This window comes from Acinetobacter johnsonii CIP 64.6, assembly GCF_000368045.1.
Taxonomy (GTDB): domain Bacteria; phylum Pseudomonadota; class Gammaproteobacteria; order Pseudomonadales; family Moraxellaceae; genus Acinetobacter; species Acinetobacter johnsonii.
Map to the genome: position 1 here is coordinate 647622 of NZ_KB849235.1, position 25968 is coordinate 673589.

20 protein-coding genes and 1 pseudogene are annotated in these 25968 nt (G+C 41.7%); 10 read left to right on the forward strand and 11 right to left on the reverse strand.

Annotated elements, in window-relative coordinates; translation table 11 throughout:
- Positions 1-285: 285 nt before the first annotated feature.
- Positions 286-939 carry a YajG family lipoprotein gene (locus F986_RS09060; RefSeq protein ID WP_017396967.1) on the forward strand — a complete coding sequence of 218 codons (654 nt, stop codon included), beginning with the start codon at positions 286-288 and terminating at the stop codon, positions 937-939.
- Between the two features lie 122 nt (positions 940-1061).
- Here F986_RS09060 and F986_RS09065 read toward each other — a convergent pair whose 3' ends face one another.
- The 9 genes and pseudogenes from F986_RS09065 to F986_RS09100 form a co-directional block, all read right to left on the reverse strand.
- On the reverse strand, positions 1062-3281 hold the full coding sequence (locus F986_RS09065; RefSeq protein WP_004694262.1) for a TonB-dependent receptor: 2220 nt from the start codon (positions 3279-3281) through the stop codon (positions 1062-1064).
- A gap of 831 nt (positions 3282-4112) precedes the next feature.
- Positions 4113-5834 (reverse strand): acetyl/propionyl/methylcrotonyl-CoA carboxylase subunit alpha, encoded by a 1722-nt coding sequence (locus tag F986_RS09070; protein ID WP_100222793.1) that lies wholly within the window; start codon positions 5832-5834, stop codon positions 4113-4115.
- The gene (locus F986_RS09075) at positions 5834-7417 is read right to left on the reverse strand and encodes a 5-oxoprolinase subunit B/C family protein (protein ID WP_004694265.1); all 1584 of its coding nucleotides are present in this window, start codon (positions 7415-7417) and stop codon (positions 5834-5836) included. Before F986_RS09075 ends, F986_RS09070 begins: the two co-directional genes overlap by 1 nt.
- A 33-nt stretch (positions 7418-7450) precedes the next feature.
- Positions 7451-8257, reverse strand: coding sequence for a putative hydro-lyase (locus tag F986_RS09080; protein ID WP_004694267.1), 807 nt, complete (start codon positions 8255-8257; stop codon positions 7451-7453).
- The gene (locus tag F986_RS09085) at positions 8250-9032 is read right to left on the reverse strand and encodes a LamB/YcsF family protein (protein WP_004694269.1); all 783 of its coding nucleotides are present in this window, start codon (positions 9030-9032) and stop codon (positions 8250-8252) included. The genes F986_RS09080 and F986_RS09085 overlap by 8 nt, the downstream gene beginning before the upstream one ends.
- Before the next feature lie 35 nt (positions 9033-9067).
- Positions 9068-10322 (reverse strand): annotated as a pseudogene (locus tag F986_RS09090) (NRAMP family divalent metal transporter).
- A gap of 342 nt (positions 10323-10664) precedes the next feature.
- Positions 10665-11576 carry a LysR family transcriptional regulator MumR gene (mumR, locus tag F986_RS09095; protein WP_004694273.1) on the reverse strand — a complete coding sequence of 304 codons (912 nt, stop codon included), beginning with the start codon at positions 11574-11576 and terminating at the stop codon, positions 10665-10667.
- Positions 11577-11689: 113 nt separating this feature from the next.
- Complete coding sequence (locus tag F986_RS18425; protein ID WP_004694274.1) at positions 11690-11842, reverse strand: hypothetical protein; 153 nt, start codon at positions 11840-11842, stop codon at positions 11690-11692.
- A 73-nt stretch (positions 11843-11915) separates the two neighbouring features.
- Entirely contained in the window at positions 11916-14831 is a 2916-nt protein-coding gene (locus F986_RS09100) for a heavy metal translocating P-type ATPase (protein ID WP_004694276.1), read from the reverse strand.
- Between the two features lie 82 nt (positions 14832-14913).
- On the opposite strand from F986_RS09100, the gene F986_RS09105 reads away from it, so the two are divergent.
- The 4 genes from F986_RS09105 (at position 14914) to F986_RS09120 (ending at position 19066) form a co-directional block, all read left to right on the forward strand.
- The gene (locus tag F986_RS09105; protein ID WP_004694277.1) at positions 14914-15309 is read left to right on the forward strand and encodes a MerR family transcriptional regulator; all 396 of its coding nucleotides are present in this window, start codon (positions 14914-14916) and stop codon (positions 15307-15309) included.
- A 71-nt stretch (positions 15310-15380) separates the two neighbouring features.
- Positions 15381-15971: a 5-formyltetrahydrofolate cyclo-ligase gene (locus tag F986_RS09110; RefSeq protein WP_004694280.1), complete on the forward strand. Its 591-nt coding sequence runs from the start codon at positions 15381-15383 to the stop codon at positions 15969-15971.
- Between the two features lie 148 nt (positions 15972-16119).
- On the forward strand, positions 16120-18555 hold the full coding sequence (gene lon / locus F986_RS09115) for an endopeptidase La (protein WP_004694281.1): 2436 nt from the start codon (positions 16120-16122) through the stop codon (positions 18553-18555).
- A 130-nt stretch (positions 18556-18685) separates the two neighbouring features.
- Positions 18686-19066 (forward strand): VOC family protein, encoded by a 381-nt coding sequence (locus F986_RS09120; protein ID WP_004694283.1) that lies wholly within the window; start codon positions 18686-18688, stop codon positions 19064-19066.
- 245 nt (positions 19067-19311) lie between these two features.
- Here the strand turns inward: F986_RS09120 and F986_RS09125 are convergent, their stop codons facing one another.
- A complete protein-coding gene (locus F986_RS09125; RefSeq protein WP_004694285.1) occupies positions 19312-20253 on the reverse strand; it encodes a M28 family peptidase in 942 nt (313 codons plus the stop codon).
- A 146-nt stretch (positions 20254-20399) separates the two neighbouring features.
- Between F986_RS09125 and rlmH the strand changes: the two genes are divergently transcribed.
- The 3 genes from rlmH (at position 20400) to F986_RS09140 (ending at position 22691) form a co-directional block, all read left to right on the forward strand.
- On the forward strand, positions 20400-20882 hold the full coding sequence (gene rlmH, locus F986_RS09130; RefSeq protein WP_004694286.1) for a 23S rRNA (pseudouridine(1915)-N(3))-methyltransferase RlmH: 483 nt from the start codon (positions 20400-20402) through the stop codon (positions 20880-20882).
- 108 nt (positions 20883-20990) lie between these two features.
- The gene (locus tag F986_RS09135; protein ID WP_004694289.1) at positions 20991-21767 is read left to right on the forward strand and encodes a dioxygenase family protein; all 777 of its coding nucleotides are present in this window, start codon (positions 20991-20993) and stop codon (positions 21765-21767) included.
- Positions 21768-21908: 141 nt separating this feature from the next.
- A complete protein-coding gene (locus F986_RS09140) occupies positions 21909-22691 on the forward strand; it encodes an META and DUF4377 domain-containing protein (RefSeq protein WP_004694290.1) in 783 nt (260 codons plus the stop codon).
- A 75-nt stretch (positions 22692-22766) separates the two neighbouring features.
- Here F986_RS09140 and gdhA read toward each other — a convergent pair whose 3' ends face one another.
- The gene (gene gdhA / locus F986_RS09145) at positions 22767-24110 is read right to left on the reverse strand and encodes an NADP-specific glutamate dehydrogenase (protein WP_004694293.1); all 1344 of its coding nucleotides are present in this window, start codon (positions 24108-24110) and stop codon (positions 22767-22769) included.
- Positions 24111-24456: 346 nt separating this feature from the next.
- Between gdhA and F986_RS09150 the strand changes: the two genes are divergently transcribed.
- A complete protein-coding gene (locus tag F986_RS09150; protein ID WP_004694294.1) occupies positions 24457-25251 on the forward strand; it encodes an RnfABCDGE type electron transport complex subunit B in 795 nt (264 codons plus the stop codon).
- A gap of 3 nt (positions 25252-25254) precedes the next feature.
- Positions 25255-25965 (forward strand): endonuclease III, encoded by a 711-nt coding sequence (nth, locus tag F986_RS09155; RefSeq protein WP_004694297.1) that lies wholly within the window; start codon positions 25255-25257, stop codon positions 25963-25965.
- The last annotated feature ends 3 nt before the right edge of the window (positions 25966-25968 follow it).

The window sequence follows — 25968 nt, forward strand, 5'->3', positions numbered from 1 at the left end:
CAATATAAATTTACTCACTTTCGAAACGCTTTTTCATTTTTTACAATTATCAATATTAACCATCAAATTTGTAACGCAATCCAGCGTCTTTATTCTCATTTGACAATAGTTATTATTTACTTTTTGGTAAAATTCAATCAAAATCCCCCAGCCTTCTGCAAACCAATCTTTTGAATTACTGCTAAAAATGAAATAGTTAAGCTTTTTTATAACGTATCTTATTAACTTTATGCACTTTTTTACAATAACCACCAATCTCGGGGATCTTAAATGAAACGCTCTTCCATGTTACTTGCTATGGGGCTCTTAATAACCACTCTTTCAGGCTGTGCGACATCACGCGGATTGATTCAAGTTCCTGCGACTAATACTTCAGCATCCTCTCAAGAAGTGTCGAGTTCTAAGAAAGCAATTATCGCGCTGGTCGAAGATAATAGAACATTCCAAGACAAACCCACCACACCTGATATTCCGTCTTTAAAGGATGGTTTAGCCAAAGCAACTATTGAAGAAAAAGCAAAAGCTGTTGCGCGTAAAAGAAATGGCTACGGAAAAGCGTTAGGCGATATTCTTTTAGAAAAGGAGACCGTGTCTGAGTTATTACAAAAACGTACAACCCATGCACTTAAACAATCAGGTTATGAAGTCATTGCAGACAATGAAACCAATCGAGCAAATGCCGATCTAATCCTCACCATTAAAATTAATAAATTTTGGTCATGGTTCCAGCCTGGATTTGCATCAATCAAAATTCACTCAGAAATAGATACAAATGTCGTGAATGCGAAAGACTTGAATACAGCCCCTCTCCACATTTATAGCAAGGTGACAAAATCAGCTCAAATTGCCAATGGTACGAAATGGGTAGAAAACATTGATGGGGTACTTGATGATTATGAATCTAAATTAATTTCTGCATTGCCAAAAGCAAATCCATAAATAGTTATAAAGTAAAAAAAAGCCCTATGTAGAGGGCCTTAAAAGCTAACGAATGTTATACGTTAAAACTTGGGCCATTCTTTAATGACCCATGTTTTTTTAACCACAAATAAAGATAGGTACTACCACTTATGACTATAAGAAACTTTTAACGTTGCTCCATTCGCTACTAAGTGACTTGTGTTGTCACCAGATCTTAGCAATTGGCTATAAAGTGGGTAATATTTTCGGTTAAACATATTTTCTAAACCAATAGTTACAGTATCTTTTTTGTTAAGCGCAAAACTACTGATTAAGTCGGCCGTTGTATAAGATTTCACATCATAACGACCAAAACCGTTTACGCCATTCAACCTGTAGTCCTTCGCACCAAAGTAAGTTGCCTGTAGTCTATTCGTCCAAGTATCAGTTGGACTATAAGAGATGTAACCAGTCAATTTTAATGGTGGGATTCTGAAGCCCGTCATATCTTGTTCTTTATTCGTGTTTTGTGGAGTTTCACGACCTTTCATCCACGTTACACTCCCCCCAGTCCCCCAAACATTAACATCATCAATGTAGTCAATAGTTGCTTCAACACCAGAAACTTTCTCTTTTGTTCTAGCAAGAACCAATCCATTGTTAAAAGATTGGACACCTCCAAGGTCAGAGGTTGAATGGAATACGGCAAAACTAGATGAGATATTTTTAAAATCACCCTTCCAACCAAGCTCATAATTATCAACTTTTACAGGTTCTAAAAATGATGAAGCAAGGTTAAAACCGACTCCAGCATTACGTATAACTAAACCAACATCAGGAAGTTGAAAGCCTTGATTAAAAGAGCCGTATATCGAGTGTTGATCAGTTGGAGAGAAAGTAAGATTTGCATTATATAACCATGCATCAGCTTTAACTTTACCCCCTTGGACTGTATAAGGGTTTGGTTTACCTAACTGAGATAATGGGATGAAACTATCGATTTCAGCGTAACTATCTTCATAACGAGTTCCAATCTCAGCAGCCCATTGGTCATTAAATTGATGCTTAAATTGAACAAATCCGCCAAGACTTTGAGTTGTGAGCTCAGGCAAATAAATAAGATTCCCAATTTTAACAAACTCTAGACCACCAGACTGATCATAAATTTGAGGGTCAAAAATATCCAAGGGCATCTCGCTCTTTTCACGACTAAAGTCACCGCCCCAAACTACAGTTGTATCACCCAAGAATTCAAGTGGAGTCGAGACTGTTAAGCGACTACCTAGGACATTATTTTCTTGGTAAATTTGATCGACTTGTTTTCCACGATTTGCATTACCACGCGCATCAAATGGTGAGAAGCGAGTAAAGAAGTCTCGATAGTAAAGTTGTGCATCAACTTTATTTCCTAATAAATCTTTATTGATATAGGTCAAATTATAGATTTGATTTTCATTTTTATTTTGATCTTTTAATTTTAAACCTTTAATTGCTTGAGCAGGTACACTACCAAGAGGATATTTTTTTGTGCTCGTATCAGCTGCATAATCAGAATCTTGTTCTGCATTATAGTAATTCGCCGCAAGCTGTAGGTATTGATTGTCATCAATATGATAGCCAATTTTACCCCCTATGCTATAGGCATCAGCATCATAAAGATCACCTTGACTGGGTTCTGGAGCAACTCTATCACCACTGGCATCATATGGACTACCAATACGTTGATAGCCAAAGTCCAATGCATAGTCAAAATTATCCAAGCTTCCCGTAAAATATTGGTGAATATCCCCACTTAATGCATCTGTACGGAAATTAGTTAAAGGGCTTTGTAAGCCAATAACAGTTTTAGCTGTAGGTTCTCCACCAGCAGCTTTAGTTGTTATAGATATAATCCCGCCTGCTGCACCACTACCATAAATGGCGTTGCTTCCTCGAATAACTTCAATATTTTGAATACTTTCCGGATCAATAGAAGAAAGACCTCTAGAAGTATCACGCGTTAAATTCATCGGAACACCATCAACTAAGATAAGTGCATTTCGCCCACGTAATGTTTGTCCATAATCTGTAATTGTACGACTTGAATCAGATAAGCCAGGCACAGCTTTTGCTAAAACAGTTGCAATATTCCCTGAAGAACCATTTTTTAAAAGTTCAATTTGTTTTTCATCTAACTTTGTCACTTGTTTTGATTTTTCTTGGACTTCATCAGCACGTGAGGCAGTGAATGTCATTGTTTCTAACTGTTGTACAGTATTTTCTGATGGAGAAACCTTTTCTGAGTTTTCTGCAAAACTCGAATTAGAAATGAAAATTACACCTGTTGTTGCTAATATTGGGAAAAGTTTTTTAGACATAGATATTGAAGGGGGCTTTTTCATAATTTACAAACAGTAATAATAATTGTTATTAAAATAATTCTTGTTTACTTTCCAGTCAATTTTTTTATCAAATAACTTTAAATTATTTATTGTAAATAAATAATTTAAAGAAAAAACTATTCAGCTGTTTTGATAAGTAATTTTCTAATATTGAAGTAACTACCCTGATGTACTTTCTGCAATTTCAAATATCGAAAACTGTTGATAAAAAGCAGATGCTTCTGCCTAAATTAAATGCCAACGAATAAGCTCTACATCTCAAAAATCGGTTTTTTTCGCCTTTTTTATTAAATTTTACAAATAAATTTAGTAGGCAAATGGTAGGCTGAAAATATTAAAAAGTAGGCAAATTATTTATACTTCTGAACAATGTGGTATTGTTTCATAGAATTTAGTATTTTATTATTTAAATACAAATATTTATTTTAATTTTACATATATTTAAACTCTGTTTAATATTGTCTCAGATCGCCAAAAACAATATTTCCCTCAGAACTCATCGGGTTCAGGGTAACGACACATGCAGCTGCATCTTCGGAGTACTTTATTTAGTTAAAATAATAATTACATACATCGCTAATACTCTTTCATTTTTATTTTTCAAGTTTATCGTTTTCATCTTGTCTTCCAGCTACCAAACAAAATGATTATTGAATCTCTCTATCTCTTAAAATAACGCTTTTATTGGACTATTAAATCTTTATCGAACCATTTTTCCACTACATTTGTCCATAAAACAAAGCCAATCAGCCCTCAATTATTAAGAATTTCTAAATGAAAAGCCTGACTTAGCTAAATGCTGCATCAGGCTCATTCACATGATTTAATTTTTTAGCAAATCGATCCAATAATATGCTCTGCGTGACAGGTCGCTCCCTGCTGAGCTATCAACTGAATTACCCCACTTTGATGTGCAAGTACAGGAACTTCCATTTTCATGGCCTCCATAATCGCAACCACTTGCCCCTCTGCAACCTGCTCCCCGTTTTCTACTTTCCAAGCGCTAATTACGCCATTGATTGGCGCAAGTAAGTGTTCAGCACTCACTGCTGTTTCTGTAGCCGGTTGGTCTTGAGACGTCATTGTAGGGTTTTGTGCAAACATACCCGCAGGTAAGCCTAAACGATGTAATTTCCCATCAATTTCAATATAACTGAGTAACATCGGCTGTTGATGATTCGGAATACTGCGTTTCGTTGGCTTTAAGTCCTGTTTAAAATCATTTTCAATCCAACGAGTATGGACATTAAATGTGTCGGTAAAATCAGCTTCATTTAATACAGCACGGTGAAAGTCTAAAACCGAAGCAACCCCTTCAATTTTAAATTGCTTCAGCGCACGTTTAGCGCGAGCGATCGCAATTTCACGGGTTGGGCCTGTGATAATCAGTTTTGCCATGAGCGAATCAAAATGACTCGACACCAAAGAACCAGTACGAACACCTGTGTCTACGCGTACGCCCTGACCAAATGGTGCTTCAAATAAACTCAATACACCAAATGCAGGAATGAAGCCACGAGCAGGGTCTTCAGCATTGATACGAAACTCAATGGCATGCCCCTGCGCTTTCGGAGTTTCTTTGATTGAAAGTTCATGGCCTTGAGCCACGCGAATTTGCTCAACCACCAAATCGACTTTGGCCGTTTCTTCAGTAACAGGATGTTCCACCTGCAAGCGGGTATTGACTTCTAAAAATGAAAGCTTTCCATCACGGCTTAGCAAATATTCAACGGTACCCGCACCGACATAGTTGGCTGCCTGACAGATATTTTTGGCTGAAGTTAAAATTTCTTCATAAATTGCATCGCTGATAAAAGGCGCTGGGGCTTCTTCAATCAGCTTCTGATTACGACGCTGTAGCGAACAATCACGTGTACCTAAAACCACTACATTGCCATGTTGATCGGCAATCACTTGCGCTTCGACATGGCGAGGTTGATCTAAGTATTGCTCAACAAAACACTCACCGCGGCCAAAAGCGGCTTGTGCTTCACGTACAGCCGAATCATACAGCTCTTTTACATCTTCCAGTTTCCAAACAACTTTTAAACCGCGACCACCACCGCCAAACGCGGCCTTAATCGCAATAGGTAAACCAAACTGCTTTGCAAACTCGAGTGCTTCATCAGCATTATTTAGAGGGTCTTGTGTACCTTGAACTAAAGGTGCACCCACTGAAGCAGCTATCTTACGTGCTTCAATTTTATCACCCAATTTTTCAATGGCGCTTGGCGATGGCCCTACCCACTTTAAGCCTGCATCAATTACGGCCTGTGCAAATTCAGCACGTTCAGATAAAAAGCCATAACCCGGATGCACCATGGTCGCCTTAGATTTTTTAGCAACCTCAAGAATGGCTGGAATATTCAAATAGGTTTCACGTGCAGTTGCACCCGCCAGCCCCCATGCTTCATCCGCCAGTTCGACATGCATACTGTCCATATCGTCATCGGCATATAACGCAACTGAGCTAATACCCATATCACGGCAAGCATGAATAATACGAACGGCAATTTCACCACGGTTTGCAATTAATAATTTTTCAGTAGTCATCATTCATTCTCAAAATCTGTAAATTCGGTCATTTTTTTAAATTTGATTTGGCACCCTGCTGGAATCTGTGCCACCAAATCCCTATGGTGCTTCGCCACAGCCGCAATGACGGGGTAACCACCAGTTAAAGGATGGTCATTCATAAACAATACAGGCTGTCCACTGGGTGGAATCTGCAAAGCACCAATGCAAGTTCCCTCACTTTCCAACTCATGGGTAATTTTGCGTTGCAATGGTTGTTCACCTGAAAGCCTCAGTCCAACTCGATTGCTTTCATTGGTCACAAGCCAAGCTTGCTGACATAAGCGCTCAATGCTCTCCGCTTCGAACCAATCCGTGCGCGGTCCCATCACAATGTCGAGCTCTACCACATCGCCGACTTTGGGCAAGTTTAACTTCGCAATTTCAGTATTACTGATATTTGAAACTTCAACCTGTCCTTGATAAACCGTATCCCCCATTTTTAGAGGTTCTGGCCCCAATATGGCCAAACTATCAAATGAGGCACTATTCAGCACAGACTGCACATCGATACCACCACGAATCGCCAGATAATTTCTCAGCCCTGCCGTCGGTGCTTGAATCTGAAATTCATCACCTTCATCAAGAGCAATCGCTTGATAACTGCCAAAGTCAGTCTTTTGTCCATCACTAAATTTCACGTGGATATTTGAAATCGCTCCCGTAACCGCAATGACTGCGGACTGATGCATTTTGGCTTTCAAACCACCATTTAAAACTTCAATCACAGGCGTCGGAGTTGGGTTACCGACAATTCGATTTGCACTGTGCATCGCTGATACATCCATCGCCCCTGCAACACCAACCCCAATCTTGGTCTGGTTTAAACGCCCTTCATCTTGAATCAGCATCTGTAGGCTCGGTGCAGTTATCGTAAACAAAGGCATGGATTGTTTGGGCTCAGCTGTACGAGTGACTTGCTGTGCTACGCTGACTGTGGTCGGTTGATGTGTGACATCTTCAAAATGTACCGTGATTCCTAGTAACAGTAGCGCTGGATTTTTACGCTCTAGATCCCACATTTTTTCAGCAGTCGTACCGATCAATTGCCAGCCCCCCGGACTGTCTTTCGGATAAATCCCTGAATATTGTCCTGCCAGTCCCAAAGAACCCGACGGTATTTTTTTACGTGGCACAGCTAAGCGAGGAATATCTGTAAAAGGTCGATCAGGACTGCTCATATAAGCAAAGCCCGGTGCAAAGCCAATAAAAGCCACATTCCAAACACTTTGACGATGCTTCAAGATAACATCAGCTATTGAAAGCCCTTGTAACTCTGCAACTTGAGCAAGATCTTCGCCCGTATAGCAAATAGGAATAATCAGCTCTTGGACATTACGCTCAACGCCTGAACCGATTTTTACAGTCTGAATCGAAGCAACCAGTGTTTTAAAGGTGGTTTCGATTTCATTAAAAAAAACCAAAATCGTTTTTGCAGCAGAGACTAAGTCTCTAATTCCATTCAATTGCATCGTGTGCAATTTATTGTACAACGCCAATGTTTCCTCTAGGCTGGCAAGCTCTATGAGAAAACAATCCGCGTTTACCGATAAAAAACGCATGTGCCTATCCTTTTAAGTATTCTTTGGTCCCGCTTAACCTATCCATGCACGATCAGGAATGTCGGTAATGAACATATGACCGGGTGCATGGCTTATGGCAAAAGGAATTTTTGAGTTCATCACCGCTGCTTGTGGAGTTACACCACAAGCCCAAAACACTGGAATTTCCCCAGCCTCAATACGTGAAGCATCGCCAAAGTCTGGCTGATTCACATCACGAATACCTAAACCTTCAGGATGTCCAATATGCACGGGCGCACCATGAACACTTGGCATCCGTGCTGTAATTTTGACGGCATCCGCGATTTGATGGGATGGAATTGGACGCATAGACACCACCATGTTGCCCGAAATACGCCCCGCAGGCTGACATTGAATATTACTCAAATACATCGGTACATTGGTCTGATCATGGATATGACGAACTTCAATACCTGCTTCTTGCAATGCTGTTTCAAAAGAAAAACTACAGCCAATTAGAAACGTCACCAAGTCAGGATGTGCATGATAAATGTCACTCGTATCGGTGACTTCATCGACCATTTCACCCTCTTTCCAGATGCGATAAAGTGGAAAGTCGGTGCGTATATCTGAGTTCTCTGCCAGTCTTGTGGCATAAACACCTTCCTCTAGCACATCTAAAACAGGACAGCTTTGCGGATTGCGATGTGCATACAGTAGAAAATCATAAGCCCAATCTTTAGGCACCGAAATCATATTGACCTGCGTCATGCCCGCAGCCATACCTGCCGTTGGTTTGTCAAAGCCTGCACGGATTTTTAAACGTGCGGCTAAAGCGGCTTCAAGCTGCGCTGAATCGACTCGGATATCCTTATACATTGCGTACTTCCTCATGCTTTAAGACAAAGGGACGAATTTCAATATGATGATTTAGCAGTTCAGCTTTAATCGCAGCCGACATCTCTAAAGCACCCGCGGTGTCACCATGTAAGCAAATCGTATCCGCTTGAATAGCAGTAAATACACCATCAATCGACTCAACGCCGCCATTTTTCAACATAGACACCACACGGCGTGCCACAAAGGCTGAGTCATGTAAAACAGCCCCGTCCAAACGTCGTGAAACCAATGAACCATCACTGTTATAAGCACGGTCTGCAAATGCCTCAGATACAACCTTTAAGCCTGCTGCACGTGCTTGCTCAACCAAATGGGAACCTGCCAGTGCCACCAAAACCAGTTCTGGGTTATACATTTTAATGGCATCAATCACCGCAGCGGCCTGAGCGTGATCGTATGCAATGGTGTTATACAGTGCGCCATGTGGTTTCACATATTGCACTTGAGAACCAGCCACTTTGGCTAAACCATCTAGTGCAGAAATTTGATACAGCACATCGGCAATCAGCTCATCACGTGACACATCCATATTACGGCGACCAAAACCGACGAGGTCTGGATAAGATACATGCGCGCCAATCGTGACATTTAATTCAACAGCCTTACGCAGTGTTTTTAAAATCCCCAGCGGATCTCCTGCATGAAAGCCACATGCAAGGTTGGCACTGGTCACTACGGGTAGAATTTGGTCATCATTGCCCATTTTCCACGAACCAAAACTTTCACCTAAGTCACTATTTAAATCTACAAACATGGCTTAATTCCTTTATCACTTCACCGTCGTCTGGCTTAAAGTTTGGTTAAATAATTAAAGACTGTGGTAAAGGACATATAGCCCATCCACCATGTCAACATACATGTGAGTACACCCAAAATAAGTAACCATTTTGGATAGTTATAATTCCCCATCATATCTTTACGGCAAGCGGCAACATAAACAAAAATAGTTAAACCAATCGGCAGTACCAAACCATTAAAGCCACCAACGAAGATCAATAATCCAGCAGGGGTTGCGCCCAGTACGACATACAGTAATAAAGCTAAAGAGATAAATGTAATGGTGGTGTAGTTGGTTTGCTTTGGACTGAGATTTTTCTTAAATGCGGTAAAGAATGAAACCGAAGTATAAGCGGCGCCAATGGTACTACTGATCCCTGCTGCCCAGAAAATCAGACCAAATAATTTATAACCAAAAGTCCCTGCGGCATATTGAAAAGCTTGCGCTGCTGGATTGGCATCATGGCTGGCTAAATCAATACTTGCACCACTCACCACTACACCCAAGAAAGCTAAAAACAGCACATAACGCATGATGCCTACAACCACAATACCTTTGGTTGCAGCTCTTGCGACTTCATCAATATTTTCAGGGCCAACCGCGCCTTTATCCAGTAAACGATGGGCGCCTGCATAGCAAATATAGCCGCCGACCGTTCCACCAACAATCGTGGTGATGATAGCAAAATCAATCTGGTCGGGTGCAAACGTTTGATGAACAGCTTGGCCCACAGGTGGCATCACAATGACAGCAACAATGATAATCAAGATGATTTTGAGCAACCCCAAAACGATCATGCTTTTATCCATGGCCAGCGTGGCTTTTCTTGAAGCAAAAATTAAAATGGCTAAAGCACCACTTAAAATGCCGCCCCATTTAGTGTCTAACCCAAATAAGGCATTGAGACCTAAAGCCGCACCTGCAATATTACCAATACTGAAGAAAAAGCCACCCAAAATGACCAGAAAAGCCAGTAAGTAACCACTGCCCGGCAAAGCTTTATTGGCAATATCCGAGGCACGCATTTGCGTCAGTGTTACGACACGCCAAATATTTTGCTGAACTACATAATCAATCAAAATAGACACGAGAATGGCAAAGCCAAACGCCGCACCTAATTTCACAGTAAAGACCGCGGTTTGAGTTAGAAAACCAGGTCCCATTGCGGAAGTTGCCATCATGAAGATTGAAGCAACAATGGCCCATTGGCGATCTGATAAAAAAGAAGATTTTAATAAAGACATATTTAATGCGTTCCTCGTCCATTTGAGCTTAATAACGCTATTTTCAAGTTGAACCAAGAACATCATTTTGTTTGCAAATTCTGTTCTTAAATCCCTTTAACTGACAAAGATTCCCTGTTACCCAACCAAAGCGGTGGATCAAATCTTCTATTTGAAATAAGAACATAGGCAAGCGCGATGAACAATACGACTTTTTACATCCATTATTAAAACTAAATAACTGTATTTTATTATTTTTTATTTATTAAATGTCTAATGATAAATTTTACTTATCAGGCACGATAAGCTGCTTTTATAGTTTTTCAAACAAATTACGGTTTGAGATAAAGAAACATCACTTGTCAAAAAGCTGCGTGCGCCTCAATTATTTTTTAATTTTCTCAAGCAGTCTTTTCATTGCACTTTCAGATACAGTGACTGCGACATCGGTTAATTTCTCTTTCAAGGCAGCATCATTTCCTTGCATATAAATCGAGGTGAAATGAAAGGTTTTGAGTTGGATCGGGGTATTTAAAATCTCTAAACGACCATCTGTAATTTCCTTTAGCGCCGTTAAGGTCGGCACAACGGCGATTCCCAAACCTTGCTCCGCAAGACGCAATAAGGTCGCAAGCGAATAACTGGTAATTGAAAGTGGCTCATCTAGTGCCTGCTCTTTCATTTTGGCCTTGAGCTCTTTATAGGGATAGGTAATTTTCGGGTAGGTTAAAATAGTGTGAGACATCAATGCCTTAAACGACATTTGACCCACACCACCTTTAAAAGATGGAGCTGCCAAGAAGCTCAGTTCAAAGTCACACAGCGCCTGCTCTACACACTCGAAAGCCAAAGTAGGCCCCAGCAAAAAGGCCATGTCCAAATCCCCGGTACGCACACCTTCTTGCAAATTTGGGGTTAAATCCACCACAATTTCCACAGAAACTTTAGGAAACTCTTTTTGTACTTTCTCGATATATTCAACCAACCACGTATAAACGATCGTCTCAGAAACACCTAAACGAATTGTTCCTGTGAGGTGTTGGTTTTCAGTCAGCTCAGCCACCAAATCGGTTTCCAAACGCATAAACTTTTCAGCATATTTAAACAGAGTCATGCCTTTATGAGTGGGTTTAAGCTGTCTAAAACTGCGATCGAGAACTTTAAAACCTAAATCATTTTCAAGAGAGGTGATTTTTTGTGAAACGGCAGGCTGAGTCGTTTGTAATTTTGTGGCAGCCTTATTGAAACTATTTAAAGTCACAACCCAATAAAATGCTTCTAGATTTTTTAAATTCACCCTGAACCCTGCCTTTACTCCATCCCGCTTATAGTACGGCAGTTCCCCCTATTTTTTAAGTTCCTGTTTTATATAATTTCAAAATGTCTTACGAGATGACGCTCATTCAAGCGCTATGCCTTGCCCAAATACATCAATTTTGCGTCTTTTACAACCTTACTCGGTCTAACCGGATCAAGGCTCTTTAAATCAAGTTGAATCAAAAAAGACACTTGTAAAAAGCAATATTTATTCGTGCTGCGCTTCATTCCAGCACGAATCATCATAAAAAAAGCACCTTTGTTAAAAAGATGCTTTTTTAAACTCAACTGAAAAGAGAGTGTAAAAATCTAAAAGCGCTTATTTACTCTTCTGTAAACGTAAAGCATTTAAGACTACGGACAATGAGCTCAATGACATCGCCACCGCAGCGAACATTGGGGTGAGTAATAACCCTGTTAATGGATAGAAAATTCCTGCTGCCACAGGTACACCCAAACCGTTATACACAAAGGAAAAAGCAAGGTTCTGTTTCATATTCCGCACACCCAGTTTCGCCATATGTAGCGCATCGGCTGCACCACGAATATCACCTTTAACCAAGGTCACTTGCGCGGTTTGTTTTGCGATATCAGTTCCGTTGCCCATGGCAATTCCGACATTGGCTTGTGCCAAAGCAGGTGCATCGTTAATGCCATCTCCCGCCATCGCGACAATCTTACCTTGAGCCTGATATTTCTTCACGATCTCCAGTTTTTCAGTTGGTGTACAGTTGCCATAGACTTGTTGAATACCCAACTCCTTAGCCACCAACTGGGCATTTTGTTCGTGGTCACCTGTTGCCATCACCACTTCAACACCATCATCAATCAGCTGTTGAATGACTTGCTGCGCATTGGCCTTAATCGCATCGTGAATAGAAATATAAGCCAGCACTTCTTGGCTATTGCTTAAGAAACTGATCACATTGCCTGTCGTACGCTGCTGGTTCAACTGGCTTTGCAAAGTATCATCCAAAGTAATGCCGAGTTGCTCAAGCAGCTTTTGGCTACCAATATAGAGGGTTTGCTCGCCAATTTGCCCTTTGACGCCAAAACCAGTCACATCCTCAAAGTCTGCCACTTTAAGCAATTGCTGCGCTGGGACCAACTGTGTCAAAGTCTGGGCAATCGGATGACTAGAATACTGCTCAATCGAGGCAATCCACTGTTCCACTTGCGCTTGTTCCACATTTGGGCTGAGCAACTGAATTTCTTTCAGGCTTGGTTTACCTTCCGTCAAAGTCCCTGTTTTATCGACAATCAGGGTATTCACTTTACTTAAAGCTTCAATCGCTTCTGCATCCTTAAACAGTACCCCTTTCTGCGCTGCACGCCCTGTCGTGGCCATTACTGACATTGGCGTCGCTAAACCCAGCGCACATGGGCAGGCAATAATCAGGACCGCCACCGCACACATCAGTGCCAGATCAAATTGCGCCCCACCAAACACCATCCAAGCGGCAAAGGTCAACACACTAATCAATAGCACAATGATGACAAAGTACTTGGCAAACACATCGGCCAAACGTTGTAACGGTGCTTTAGAACGCTGTGCTTCTGCTACCGTTTGAATCATTTTCGCCAAAGTGGTATTCGCCCCGACCGCCGTAGTTTGAATACGAATACTGCCTTGTTGATTGACCGTCCCGCCGATCACCGTGTCATGCACTTGCTTTTTCACAGGCACAGGTTCACCGGTCATCATGGCTTCATCGACATAGGTTTTGCCTTCAACCACCACACCATCTAGTGGGATCTGCTCGCCCGAGGAAATTTGTAAAATATCGCCTTGTTTGACCATACCAATATCAACTTCAACCACTTGATCATTTTGAACCAACTTGGCTGTGTTGGCTTGCAGTTTGAGTAAGGCTTTGAGTGAGTCTGCGGTCTTAGCACGCGCCTTTAACTCCATGATTTGACCGAGCAAACTTAAAGATACGATCATACAGGCTGCTTCAAAGTACACTGCAACGCCATGCCCAGTTTTGGCTTCCATTGGAATCACACTTGGGAAAATCGTTGCCACCACACTATAAATATAGGCCGCTAACACCCCAACACCAATCAGGCTCCACATATTTAAGTTGCGGGTTTTATACGAAGTCCAGCAACGTTCAATAAAGGGTTTACCTGCCCACAACACCACTGGGGTCGCGAGGACCAGCTCAATCCACGGCTGAATATGCGGTGAAATGAAACTGTGAATATGTGAACCCATCGCCAGTACAAACACGATCAACGTCAGTGGCAAGGTCATCCAAAAGCGATGGCTAAAGTCCACCAACTCTGGGTTGGGTGCATCATCTAAAGTCGGTTGCATCGGCTCGAGTGCCATACCACAAATCGGACACGTCCCCGGTCCCTTTTGTACAATTTCAGGGTCCATCGGACAGGTATAGTCCATATCCGCAGCCCCTTCAGGTACAGGACGCTGATCGGGTGGAATCAGATAAAACTCAGGATCCCCTTTAAACTTATCTAAGCAAGAAGGATTACAGAAATAATAAATCTGTTGCTGATAATCCGTTTTTAACTCTGTATTAGGATCGACTGACATACCACATACGGGGTCAATAAACTCAGCTGATCCAGATGGAGCAGTATGTTCATGCTTTCCTCCACCACAGCAACTTGCTTTGTTGTCTGATTCTGTTTGCGGCTTAGGCTCACAACAGGATGCTTTTTTCTCTGCCTCTTTCGGAGTTGAACCACAACAGCCCGCAGTAGAAGTAGACACCGATACTGCATCTTCAGTTTTTACATAAGCCTCTGGGGTTGCAATAAACTTTTGCAAACATTTTTCACTACAAAAATAGTAGTCCTGTCCCTGCCACTCGGTATGCGGTTTAGTTAAATCAGTTACAGTCATGCCACACACAGGGTCAATAAATGTGGTCTTCTCTGCATCTGACACAGGTTTTGATCCGCAACCACAACCTTTGGAAGTAACTACAGCACTTTCCTCTTTCCCCTGAGATGAAGCATCGCTTATATCTGTTTTGGATTGACTACAACAAACACTGGGCGCTCTTTCTGATGTTAAGTAAGCCTCTGGATTGGCCGAAAATTTCTTTAAACAGCCTGAACAACAAAACAAATAACGAACGGATTGATGCTCATACACATGAGGAGAGTCCTCTGCGACCGTCATCCCACAGACAGGATCGATATTCACCACCATCGGCGCTAATTTCTGTTTGGAACAGCAAGAAGTCTTGTGTTGTTCACTCATTCTGACTCACCTTTTATTTTTTGATTGTGTTAGCATAAAGTCTGTACCTAGGTACTGAGTCAAGCCTTTTGGAGATTATTTTATGCTCACTATCGGCAAGCTGGCAAAACACTGTCAGGTGAATGTGGAAACGATTCGTTATTATCAACGGATCGGTCTGATGCGTATTCCTGAAACCACGCAAAACTATCGCTACTATAGTCAGCAAGATATTGAAACTTTAAGCTTTATACAAAAAGGCAAAGATGCGGGCTTACAGCTCAGCGAAATTCAAGATCTATTGCATTTGCAACTGGATGATCGCGAAAAAGTCCGTGATGTGATTCAGCAACGACTGGAAAAAATTGATCAACGGATTCAAGAGCTGAATGCTTTGAAACAACGCCTTTCAAGCTGGGTGGATGAATGTAAAACCACCACCGACAGTTGCTGCCCAATTTTGCAAGAACTGAAAAAAGGTTCAACGACTACGCCATAAACAGATACCATCTTTTAAATTTGGCGATCACTTTCACACTCACTATTTCGATACTCAGGACTGCGTTCACCATGTCGATTGAACTTGCCCAACTCAGAAAACAGCTTCGCAAACAACGCAGACAAGTTTCCGCCTATCAACAGCAGCAGTCCGAATTGCAAATTTTACAACGTTTAAGACGTGTGCCCGAATTCAAACATGCCACCCGTGTCGGGATCTATCTACATGCCTTTGGGGAAATTCAGACCCATAAAATCATTGAATATTGTTTTCATCAAAAAAAGTCGGTGTATTTACCGATGATTTGCAATATGAACCAGCGTTTAGCATGGGTCAAAATTTCACGTCATCAATTTCAAAATAAACGCTTTTCCCACCATCCACTGGGTATGCAAGAGCCCATGGCAACACGTGGCCAGCACGTTTCACATTTAGACCTGCTACTCATGCCCTTATTGGCTTGTGATCCTTATGGCACACGCATTGGCATGGGCGGAGGTTTTTACGACAAAACCCTGGCTTCTGCACGCTATCACCGTCCATTTCGTTTGGGTTTGGCCCATCACTTTCAACTGGTGCCACAGCGCTTGATTCGAGAAACATGGGATCAACCTTTGGATGGGCTGCTGACCCCTCAACAGCATTTACGCTTCAAGCGCTAAAATTGACATTTTTGACTGTTGAGAATACTTAAAAATCACATGTTTAGTCATTTTTTATACAATTTATTTTGACCTGCCCTTGTATTTTTTAAAATACCCATCACTATAAAAAACATGGCAACACCGTTGTCACTCATTAGGAGTGCCCATGTCTGAAATTATTATGAATCAAGAAACCTTAGAGCCTCAGGTTCCAAGTGTATTACCACTTTTAGCGTTACGTGATGTGGTGGTGTATCCACACATGCAAATCGCGCTATTTGTAGGTCGTGAAAAATCGATCAATGCAGTTGATGTGGCTCGTAACAGTGACAATCTAGTATTTGTAGTTGCTCAAAAAGATTCTCTTTCAGAAGAAATTGATCACGACAACTTATATCAATACGGTACTGTCGCGAAGATTGTGCAAGTTGTGAATCATGAAAATGATGAAAACTGTATAAAAGTATTAATTGAAGGCTTGCATCGTTCAAAGCTAGAAAAAATCATTGATGAAAATGATTATCTAACCGCAGAACATGCGCTTAGCCCAATGTCAGTCCACATTGACGAAACCACGCAAGAAACACGTGTACAAGAGTTACGTGCTCTGTTTGCTCAATATGCTGAAGCAAAACTGCGTAATGCGCGTGAATTGGTTGCTGCTGCGAACAAGATTGACGATTTACTCCAATTGTTATTCTTCGTAGCGACCCGTGTTCCACTAAATATTGATGTGAAGCAAAAATTCCTCGAACACGATGAGTTTGAAGCACATCTACAAGAACTGATGACGTATTTATTGCAGCAATCTGAAGAACAACAGATTGAGCAAACTTTACATGACTCAGTGAAGCGTCAAATGGAGAAAAATCAACGCGAATACTTCCTCAATGAAAAGATGAAGGTGATTCAGCGTGAGCTTTCTGACATGAATGGCGGCGCGGAAGATGACGTTGCTGAAATTGAAAAACGTCTTGCCGAAGCTGATTTGCCTGAACATGTGCGTAAAAAAGCGGAAAGCGAATTCCGTAAACTCAAAGCAATGCAACCTGCATCAAGTGAAGCGGCTGTGGTGCGCAATTATATCGAGGCTATTTTAGATACGCCTTGGAATAAAGCCAGCAAAGTCAGCATTAACTTAAGCAAAGCGCAAGAAATTCTCGATGCGGATCATTACGGCTTAGACGACGTGAAAGATCGTATCGTGGAATATCTCGCAGTTCAATCTCGCGTGAAAAAACTCAAAGGCCCAATCCTTTGTTTGGTTGGCCCTCCAGGTGTAGGTAAAACTTCACTGGGTGAATCGGTTGCGAAAGCGACAGGTCGTGAGTTTGTACGTATGGCACTCGGTGGCGTACGTGACGAAGCGGAAATCCGTGGTCACCGTCGTACTTATATCGGTGCGATGCCGGGTAAAATTGTGCAGTCTTTAACAAAGGTCGGCGTGAAGAACCCTTTGTTCTTGCTCGATGAAATCGACAAGATGGCGCAAGACTACCGCGGCGACCCTGCTTCTGCGTTGCTTGAAGTACTCGATCCATCACAGAACAGCAAGTTTAACGATCACTATTTAGATCTTGATCTGGACTTGTCTGAAGTGATGTTCATCTGTACTGCAAACAGCATGAATATTCCTGAAGCCTTGCTTGACCGTATGGAAGTGATTCGTCTACCGGGTTATACCGAAGATGAAAAAGTCAATATTGCTGAGCGTTACCTTGTTCCGAAAGCAATGAAGAACAATGGTCTACGTGCGAAAGAATTGACTGTTCATGAAGAAGCAATTCGTGACATCGTGCAACGTTATACACGTGAAGCTGGTGTACGTAGCTTAGAACGTGAAGTCTCTAAAATTGCCCGTAAAGTTGTAAAAGAAGCGGTCAGCAAGAAAGCGAAAAACCTGCAAGTTGATGTGACTTCGGCCAATCTTCCAGACTACTTAGGTCCACATAAGTTTGACTTTGGTATGGCGGAAGATGAAGCTCAAGTCGGTCGTGTTAACGGTTTAGCGTGGACTTCAGTGGGTGGTGAGTTGTTGACCATTGAAGTTGCAGCGGTCAAAGGTAAAGGTAAAGGTAAATTCATTACCACGGGTTCACTCGGCGATGTAATGAAAGAGTCGATTACCGCTGCTATGACTGTCGTGCGTACCCGTGCAGATGAATTGGGTATCGAGTCGACACGTTTCGAAGAAACCGATGTTCACGTCCACTTACCAGAAGGTGCAACACCGAAAGATGGCCCTTCTGCAGGTTTAGCGTTAACAACTGCATTGGTTTCTGCTTTCACAGGCATCCCAATTCGTCCAGATATTGCCATGACAGGTGAAACCAGTCTCGGTGGTCGTGCAATGCGCATTGGTGGCTTGAAAGAGAAACTACTGGCTGCACACCGTGGTGGAATTAAGCTGGTCTTCATTCCTCAAGACAACGTCCGTGATTTATCTGAAATCCCTGACAATGTTAAAGAAGGTTTAGAGATTAAAGCGGTGAAATCGATTGATGAGATTTTACCACTGGCGTTGACCTCTATGCCTGAACCTTTGGTCAAAGCACCAATTGTGAAAGCTGTCGACGAAGGCAAAAAAGCTGCACGCCACTAATTCTGCATCTTAAAAAAAAGAGAGCTTCGGCTCTCTTTTTTATTACAATTTACTGTAGATAACACCACACATCTTTATGCTTTTATTTCCTACAATAATTTGATCAAGGGATACATGTAGGACAACTAAAATGAAAAACCCGATTGGCTGGTTTGAAATTTATGTGGATGACTTATCTCGTGCCAAACAATTTTATGAATCTGTTTTTAATATTCAATTAACGGAATTAACCCCACCAGCGGATGATAATTCACTGCAAATGTGGGCTTTCCCCTCAGACATGCAAGCCTATGGCGCTTCAGGTGCACTGGTGAAAATGCCAGGCCTATCAGCAGGAGGAAACAGTACCTTAATCTATTTTTCATGTGATGATTGTGCGAATGAAGCGAGCCAGCTTGTTGAGTCTGGCGGAAAAATTCATGAAGCAAAAACGGCCATTGGTGAATATGGTTTTATTGTGCTGGCCTTTGATAGCGAAGGAAATATGATTGGCCTACATTCCATGACGTGAAACGAATGAAACTCCAAATTTTCGCTTAGTTGGTTTGAATTTTTGTATTAAACCTTTTCTGCAATCATGACTCAGACTTGAAAAATCGATAAAAAGCCCGATATAAATAATAAGAACAGATACGCGCTGTATGTTTCTTTTTATTGATGATTTGAAATTGCATGGTCATCTGATTCTCCAGACGGATGACCTTTTATCGCAGTTCTCGCTACTTGGGAACTGCGTTTTTTATGGCTCAAAATACATTAAGGTTTCAATAAATGCTGTACCAGCCCATCGATCACATTCGCCATTTTGGACAAATTCAACGTCGCTAAGCGGTCTGCTTTGGTATGGTAGTGACCATTTCGATAAAATGCCGTATCGGTAATCATCACTGCAGGGATATCAAACTCCCAATAATTCAAATGATCTGAAAAATCAAAAGCGTTGGCAAAGCTCGGAGCAACCAAACGCTGACATTCTAACTGATCAAGTTGCTGCATCGCTGTACAATAGCCTGCGCCTAAATCACGTGAACTGACATTACTCACTGTCGCAATAAAATTACCATGGGTTGGATAAATCCACTTTAAGCCCACAGGATAGCTTTGGATGGGTTGTTCGCTAAAGAACCCGATCATTTCTAAAATATACACGCCTTTAATCTTATCTTTTTGTGACTGAACCGATTTCGCATGCACATAGCTGCCCATTTGTTCAGTTTTAGAAAACGGTGGTTCTTCTAAACTATAGAACACAAAGTCCACATTGTTGGGCAATTTAGACTTTTGCTCTGCCAAAATACGCGCCGTTTCAATCACACCAGCAACGCCAGAGGCATTGTCATCTGCACCATCTTGATCGCCAAAGACGTCATAATGTGCCCCAACAATCACGCGGTCTACACGTCCGACGTTTAAACTGCACACTACATTTCGGTAGATTTGCTGATTGGCTGTAAAGTTTTGATAGTGACACGGAACGCCCAATAAGCGCATTTGTTCCTTGATCCATGCAGAGACACGGTTTAGTTCATCAAGGTTTTTATAGTTACGTGCTTTGCCCTGACCAATCACTTGCTCCAAATAAACTTGTAGATTTTGTTCATCAGCCATTTTGACGTTGCTTGCAAACACCTGCCCTGTGAAAGTACCCAGTACAACAATCAACAAAAAAGCCTGTTTTTTTAAAGTTTTGAGCCACATTGTTATTATTCCAAGTATTTCTTATTCCTCTCATCTGTTGAATTAAGCAACATTAGTTCAGTGAATTCAATTGCATTTTGTTTCGTCTCACTGCAAAGCCTTGCTTTCACCGTTATAATGAATCATCTCTTTATACATGACCCATTATGAAAATCCGTATTCTGACCATTGGTCAAAAAATGCCTGCATGGGTACTGACTGGTTTTGAAGATTATTTCAAACGTATTCAACCCTTTGTGCAAACGCAGATTATTGAACTGCCAATGGCAAAACGCGGTAAAAATGATTCAGAAGCAGATATTTTGAAATACCGTCAAATTGAAGGTGATAGCATTTTAAATGCACTGAAAGGCAACGAAGTGCTGATTGCTTTAGAAGTCGGCGGTCGTGAGTTTAGCACCGAAAAACTGGCAGAAACCATGAAAGGATGGATGCTTGAGGGCAATGATATTGTGCTTGCTATTGGTGGGCCTGACGGTCACTCTGAAGCAGTACGCAAAGCAGCTGCTTGGCATTGGTCTTTATCCAAACTGACCTTACCACACCCGATGGTTCGCGTGATGCTGATTGAACAGCTTTATCGTGCGATGAGTATTAACCATAATCACCCTTATCATCGTGCAGGTTAAGCTCAAGCAATGTTCCATTTTTGGAACAATACGTTGATATTTCCCCCATTACACAGATGATAAGAATCTGACAAAATTCTTTTCATCTTCCCTTATTAGGCTTTCACAATGAACTTACAAACGCTACCCGGCTTATTCATTTCTCATGGCTCTCCCATGCTTGCGTTGAATCCAGAGCAAATTGGGCCTGCGTTACATCGTTTGGGTCTAAACTTACCGACACCACAAGCAATTGTGATTATGTCCGCTCACTGGGAAAGTAACTCACTTGAAGTAAGTACTGGAGCCCGTCCTGAGACATGGCATGACTTTCGAGGCTTTCCTGCTGAGCTTTATGACATTCGCTACCCAGCACCCGGTCAACCTGTTCTAGCCGAAGAAATTCTACATTTATTGGCAGAAGCGGGTTTTTCAGCTCATGCAAACAGTACCCGTCCGCGTGATCATGGCGTTTGGATGCCTTTACTCCATATGTATCCAGATGCAGACATTCCTGTGGTGGAAATTTCACTCCCGATGAATCTGTCGGCAGAGGAGATTTATAAAATTGGACAAACCCTTGCGCCACTACGCGAACAGCAGGTCTTGCTGATTGGCTCAGGGAGTATTACCCATAACTTAGCCGAGTTGTCTTGGCATGGTCAGTCACAAGCGGTACCTGAGTGGGCATCGACGTTTCGTAATCATGTCGTCGCGAAACTTAGCCATCAGGACTTTGACGCCATTTTAGACTGGGAATCGATTCCTTTTGTCCGTCGTAACCACCCAACGTTAGAACACTTTGCCCCAATATTCTTTGCGATGGGTACAGGTCATCGTTTTAATATTGTGCATAGTAGCTTTACCATGGGTGCACTGGGCATGGACATTTACCGTTTTGATTAATGTATAAATTTTACTTATATATTAACAAAAAAATATTTATGGATACATTTTGAAACCCAAAAGAACTGAATGTATCCATTCTTTTAAAAATAACATCGGATAGCATGTATCTTGTTATTTTAAATCAAGAACTTGTAAGCCATGAAATTAAAATATTTAGCGATTGTCCTTTTCCCACTCGCACTGGCTGCTTGCCAATCATCTGATATTCAAAAAGTAGGAGATTTGGCTGTGTCTGTACTACAACAACAAAATGCAGATCAAACACTCGCAAACTACCATTGGAGCGCGAATATCCCAGATGCGCCTAAACCTTTGGTTTTAAACTTTGACAAACAAGCAGGTCGCTTAGGCATTGCAACCAGTTGTAACAGTATGGGTACCAGTTGGAAAGTTGAGAATAATCAAATCGTGACGGGTAACCTGATGGCGACTCAAATGGCATGTGAACCAAAAGCCATGGCTCAGGAAGGCATCGCAGCAGATTTATTTGACAACCGTAAAGCACCATTTGTTTTAAACCTAAATGATCCTGATGCACCAACACTGACCGTGGTATCGGCAAAAGGTGAAAAAATTGTATTCACGGGTAAACAAACCGCTGAATCGAAATATCAAAGCCAAGGTGAAACTGTTTTCTTAGAAATCTCACCAGAAACCAAAACATGTTCTGCAGGTGTTGCCCGTATGGAATGCCTACAAGTTCGTGAAATTAAATATGCTGAAAATGGCGTAAAGACACAGGTCGATAAAGACTGGACTTTATTCTATAACCACATTGATGGCTTCACCCACAATCCGAAAGAGCGTCAAATCGTGCGTGTTAAACGTTATGAAATTGCCAACCCTGCGGCTGACCAATCAAAATATGCTTATATTCAAGACATGATTATTGAACGTGAAGCAGTCAAAGGTTTATTGTAATCGTTCAATGACCTGTAAAAAAACCGAGGCTATCGTCTCGGTTTTTTATAGAGATTTTTCTAAGTGTATATAAACTTAGAATATGCCTTGAGCGAGCATTGCATCGGCAACTTTTACAAAGCCTGCAATGTTGGCACCATTGACATAGTTCACAGTACCGTCTGGTTGCGTACCGTATTTCACACAGTTACGGTGAATTTCTTTCATGATCGCATGTAAGCGCTCATCGACTTCTTCAAAAGTCCAACCCAAACGCAAAGCATTTTGTGACATTTCTAAGCCAGAAGTCGCAACACCACCCGCATTGGATGCTTTACCTGGTGCGTATAAAATTTTCGCTTCAACGAATTTTTCGACTGCATCTAAGGTAGAAGGCATGTTTGCCCCTTCAGCGACACAAATCACTCCATTTGCAAGAAGTACTTCAGCATCTGCCTGATCTAACTCATTTTGAGTTGCACATGGCAGTGCAATATCACATGGAATAGACCATGGACGCTGACCTTCTAAGTATTCAAAGCCATGCTTAGACGCAAACTCAGAAATACGACCGCGCTTCACATTTTTCAATTCCATCACTTCAGCAAGTAAAGCATCGGTAAAACCTGCTTTTACATATACCGTACCCGCAGAGTCAGACAATGAAACGACTTTTGCACCCAGATACATTGCTTTTTCAGCAGCGTACTGTGCTACGTTACCAGAACCAGAAATCGTGACTGTTTTGCCTTGGAAGCAGTCGCCACGTGTTTTCAGCATTTCTTCAGCAAAATACACTGTGCCGTAGCCCGTTGCTTCAGGACGCGCCAAAGAACCACCAAAGGTCAAACCTTTACCCGTAAACACAGATGAAGTGTCATTACTCAACTTCTTCATCATGCCAGCCATATAACCCACTTCACGGCCACCCACACCAATATCACCCGCAGGGATATCCGTATTTGAACCTAGGTGACGGTATAGCTCAATCATTAGCGCTTGGCAGAAACGCATAATTTCGCCTTCAGACTTCCCTTTAGGATCAAAGTCTGAACCGCCTTTACCACCGCCCATTGGCAGTGTGGTTAACGCATTTTTAAAGGTTTGCTCAAAGCCTAAAAATTTTAGGATCGATAAATTCACCGATGGGTGAAAACGCATACCGCCTTTAAATGGACCAATTGCCGAGTTGTATTGAACACGGAAAGCACGGTTTACATGGGTTTGACCTTGATCATCCACCCATGAAACACGGAATTGAATCGCACGCTCTGGCTCAACTAAACGTTCTAGCAAGCCGTGGTCTGCATAACGAGGATTTTTTTCAATGAACGGCCAAAGGCTGGTCATGACTTCCTCTACCGCTTGTAGAAACTCGGGTTGATGTTCATCACGTGTTTTCACGTAATCTAAAAACTCATTAAGGCTGTTATATTTCAACGCTTAATCCTCAGCAGAAAATGGATCAAAATTGGTCAAATTTTATAAACAATGTTAAATTTTGGCGCAAACAATTAAATATCTTTTACCAACAATTCACAACACATTTCTATAAAAAAACATATTTATCATTTATATAACAATTATTTATATAAAATATACCTAGAAATTGGTTATAAAAAATACCAATAAAAACACAGGTTTAAAATCTTTTTTTGCTCAAAAATGATGCAGTTAATGAACCATTTTAGAACACAGGATTAATCAAAAAAAACATGGTAAAATTCAGTGATCTACCTATTTCTCCTAATATCTCTGCAAATTTAGTTGCAGGATTGGTTTACGCATGAATTCGCACATTTCCCTGATCCAAAATATCGATGCTCTCCTTCCCCAAACCCAATGTGGACTCTGCGGACATCGTGATGGATGTCTGCCTTATGCCCAAGCCATCAGCGAAGGTGAAGCAGCCAATAAATGTGTACCTGGCGGGCAGCCTGTAGCCGATGCATTAGCTCAGTTGCTCAATCGGCCAGCATTAATTGCAGAAGAAAGTGTTTGGCCTATTCAAGCCGATGGCCGCCCACAGAGAATGAAAGCAATCATTCGTGAGGATGAATGCATTGGTTGTACCAAATGTATTAGTGCCTGTCCTGTAGATGCCATTATTGGCTCAGGTAAACTTATGCACAGTATTTTGACTGATCTGTGTACAGGCTGTGAACTGTGTATTCCGCCTTGTCCTGTCGACTGTATTGACCTTATTCCAGATGTAAACGGCATACCGACGGAAATCTTGCGTAAAGCTGAACAAGATGGTTTAAGACAACGCTATTACGCACACATTCAACGTGAGGAAAAACAGCGTCTACACCGTAAAGGTCCAGTGTTTCGTGCAGAAATTGATACGGCGCTATTTGCGCAGTTTTCAGCACAGAACGATGCTGTACCTGATATTCAAATACTCGACAAAGAGCCAGAAATGGCAGCAAAGCTCGATGCAAAATCCACCATTGAGTTGGCGAAATTACGTGTACAAATCAAAAAACTAGAAAAGCAGCTCAGCGTGCGTGAAGATACGAAAAAACGTCTGTTGTTAGATGACTTAGCCCAACAGCTTCATCAGTTACAGGGAGCTTAAAGCATGCTAACGACAAGCGGAAAACCCGTAAAAAACATGACCAAAAAGCAAATCCAAATCTTTTTTGAACGTTTACGCGCACAACGTCCAAATCCCAAAACTGAATTGAATTATTCGAGTCCTTTTGAGCTGTTGGTGGCTGTGACCTTGTCTGCTCAGGCGACGGATGTGAGTGTCAACAAAGCTACAGATAAACTCTTTCCAGTCGCCAATACACCTGAAACTATTTATGCCTTAGGGGTAGATGGTTTAAAAACCTATATTAAAACCATAGGCTTATATAATGCAAAGGCTGAGAATGTGATCAAAGCCTGTAAAATACTGATTGAAAAACATAACAGCATCGTGCCAAACAACCGTGCCGATTTAGAAGCCTTGCCCGGTGTAGGACGAAAAACAGCCAATGTGGTGTTAAATACTGCTTTTGGACAACCGACGATGGCGGTCGATACGCATATTTTTCGTTTAGGCAATCGTACGGGATTAGCGGTCGGCAAAAATGTGCTTGAAGTCGAACACCGTTTAGTGAAAGTCATACCGAAAGAATTTATTGTTGACTCGCATCATTGGCTCATTTTACATGGTCGATACTGCTGTATCGCACGCAAACCGAAATGCCATGAGTGTATTGTTTCAGATGTGTGTAACTGGCCAGATCGTTTTGAATTTGGTGCAGCACGTATTACCACAAAGACGATAGAAGCTGAACATTAAAGT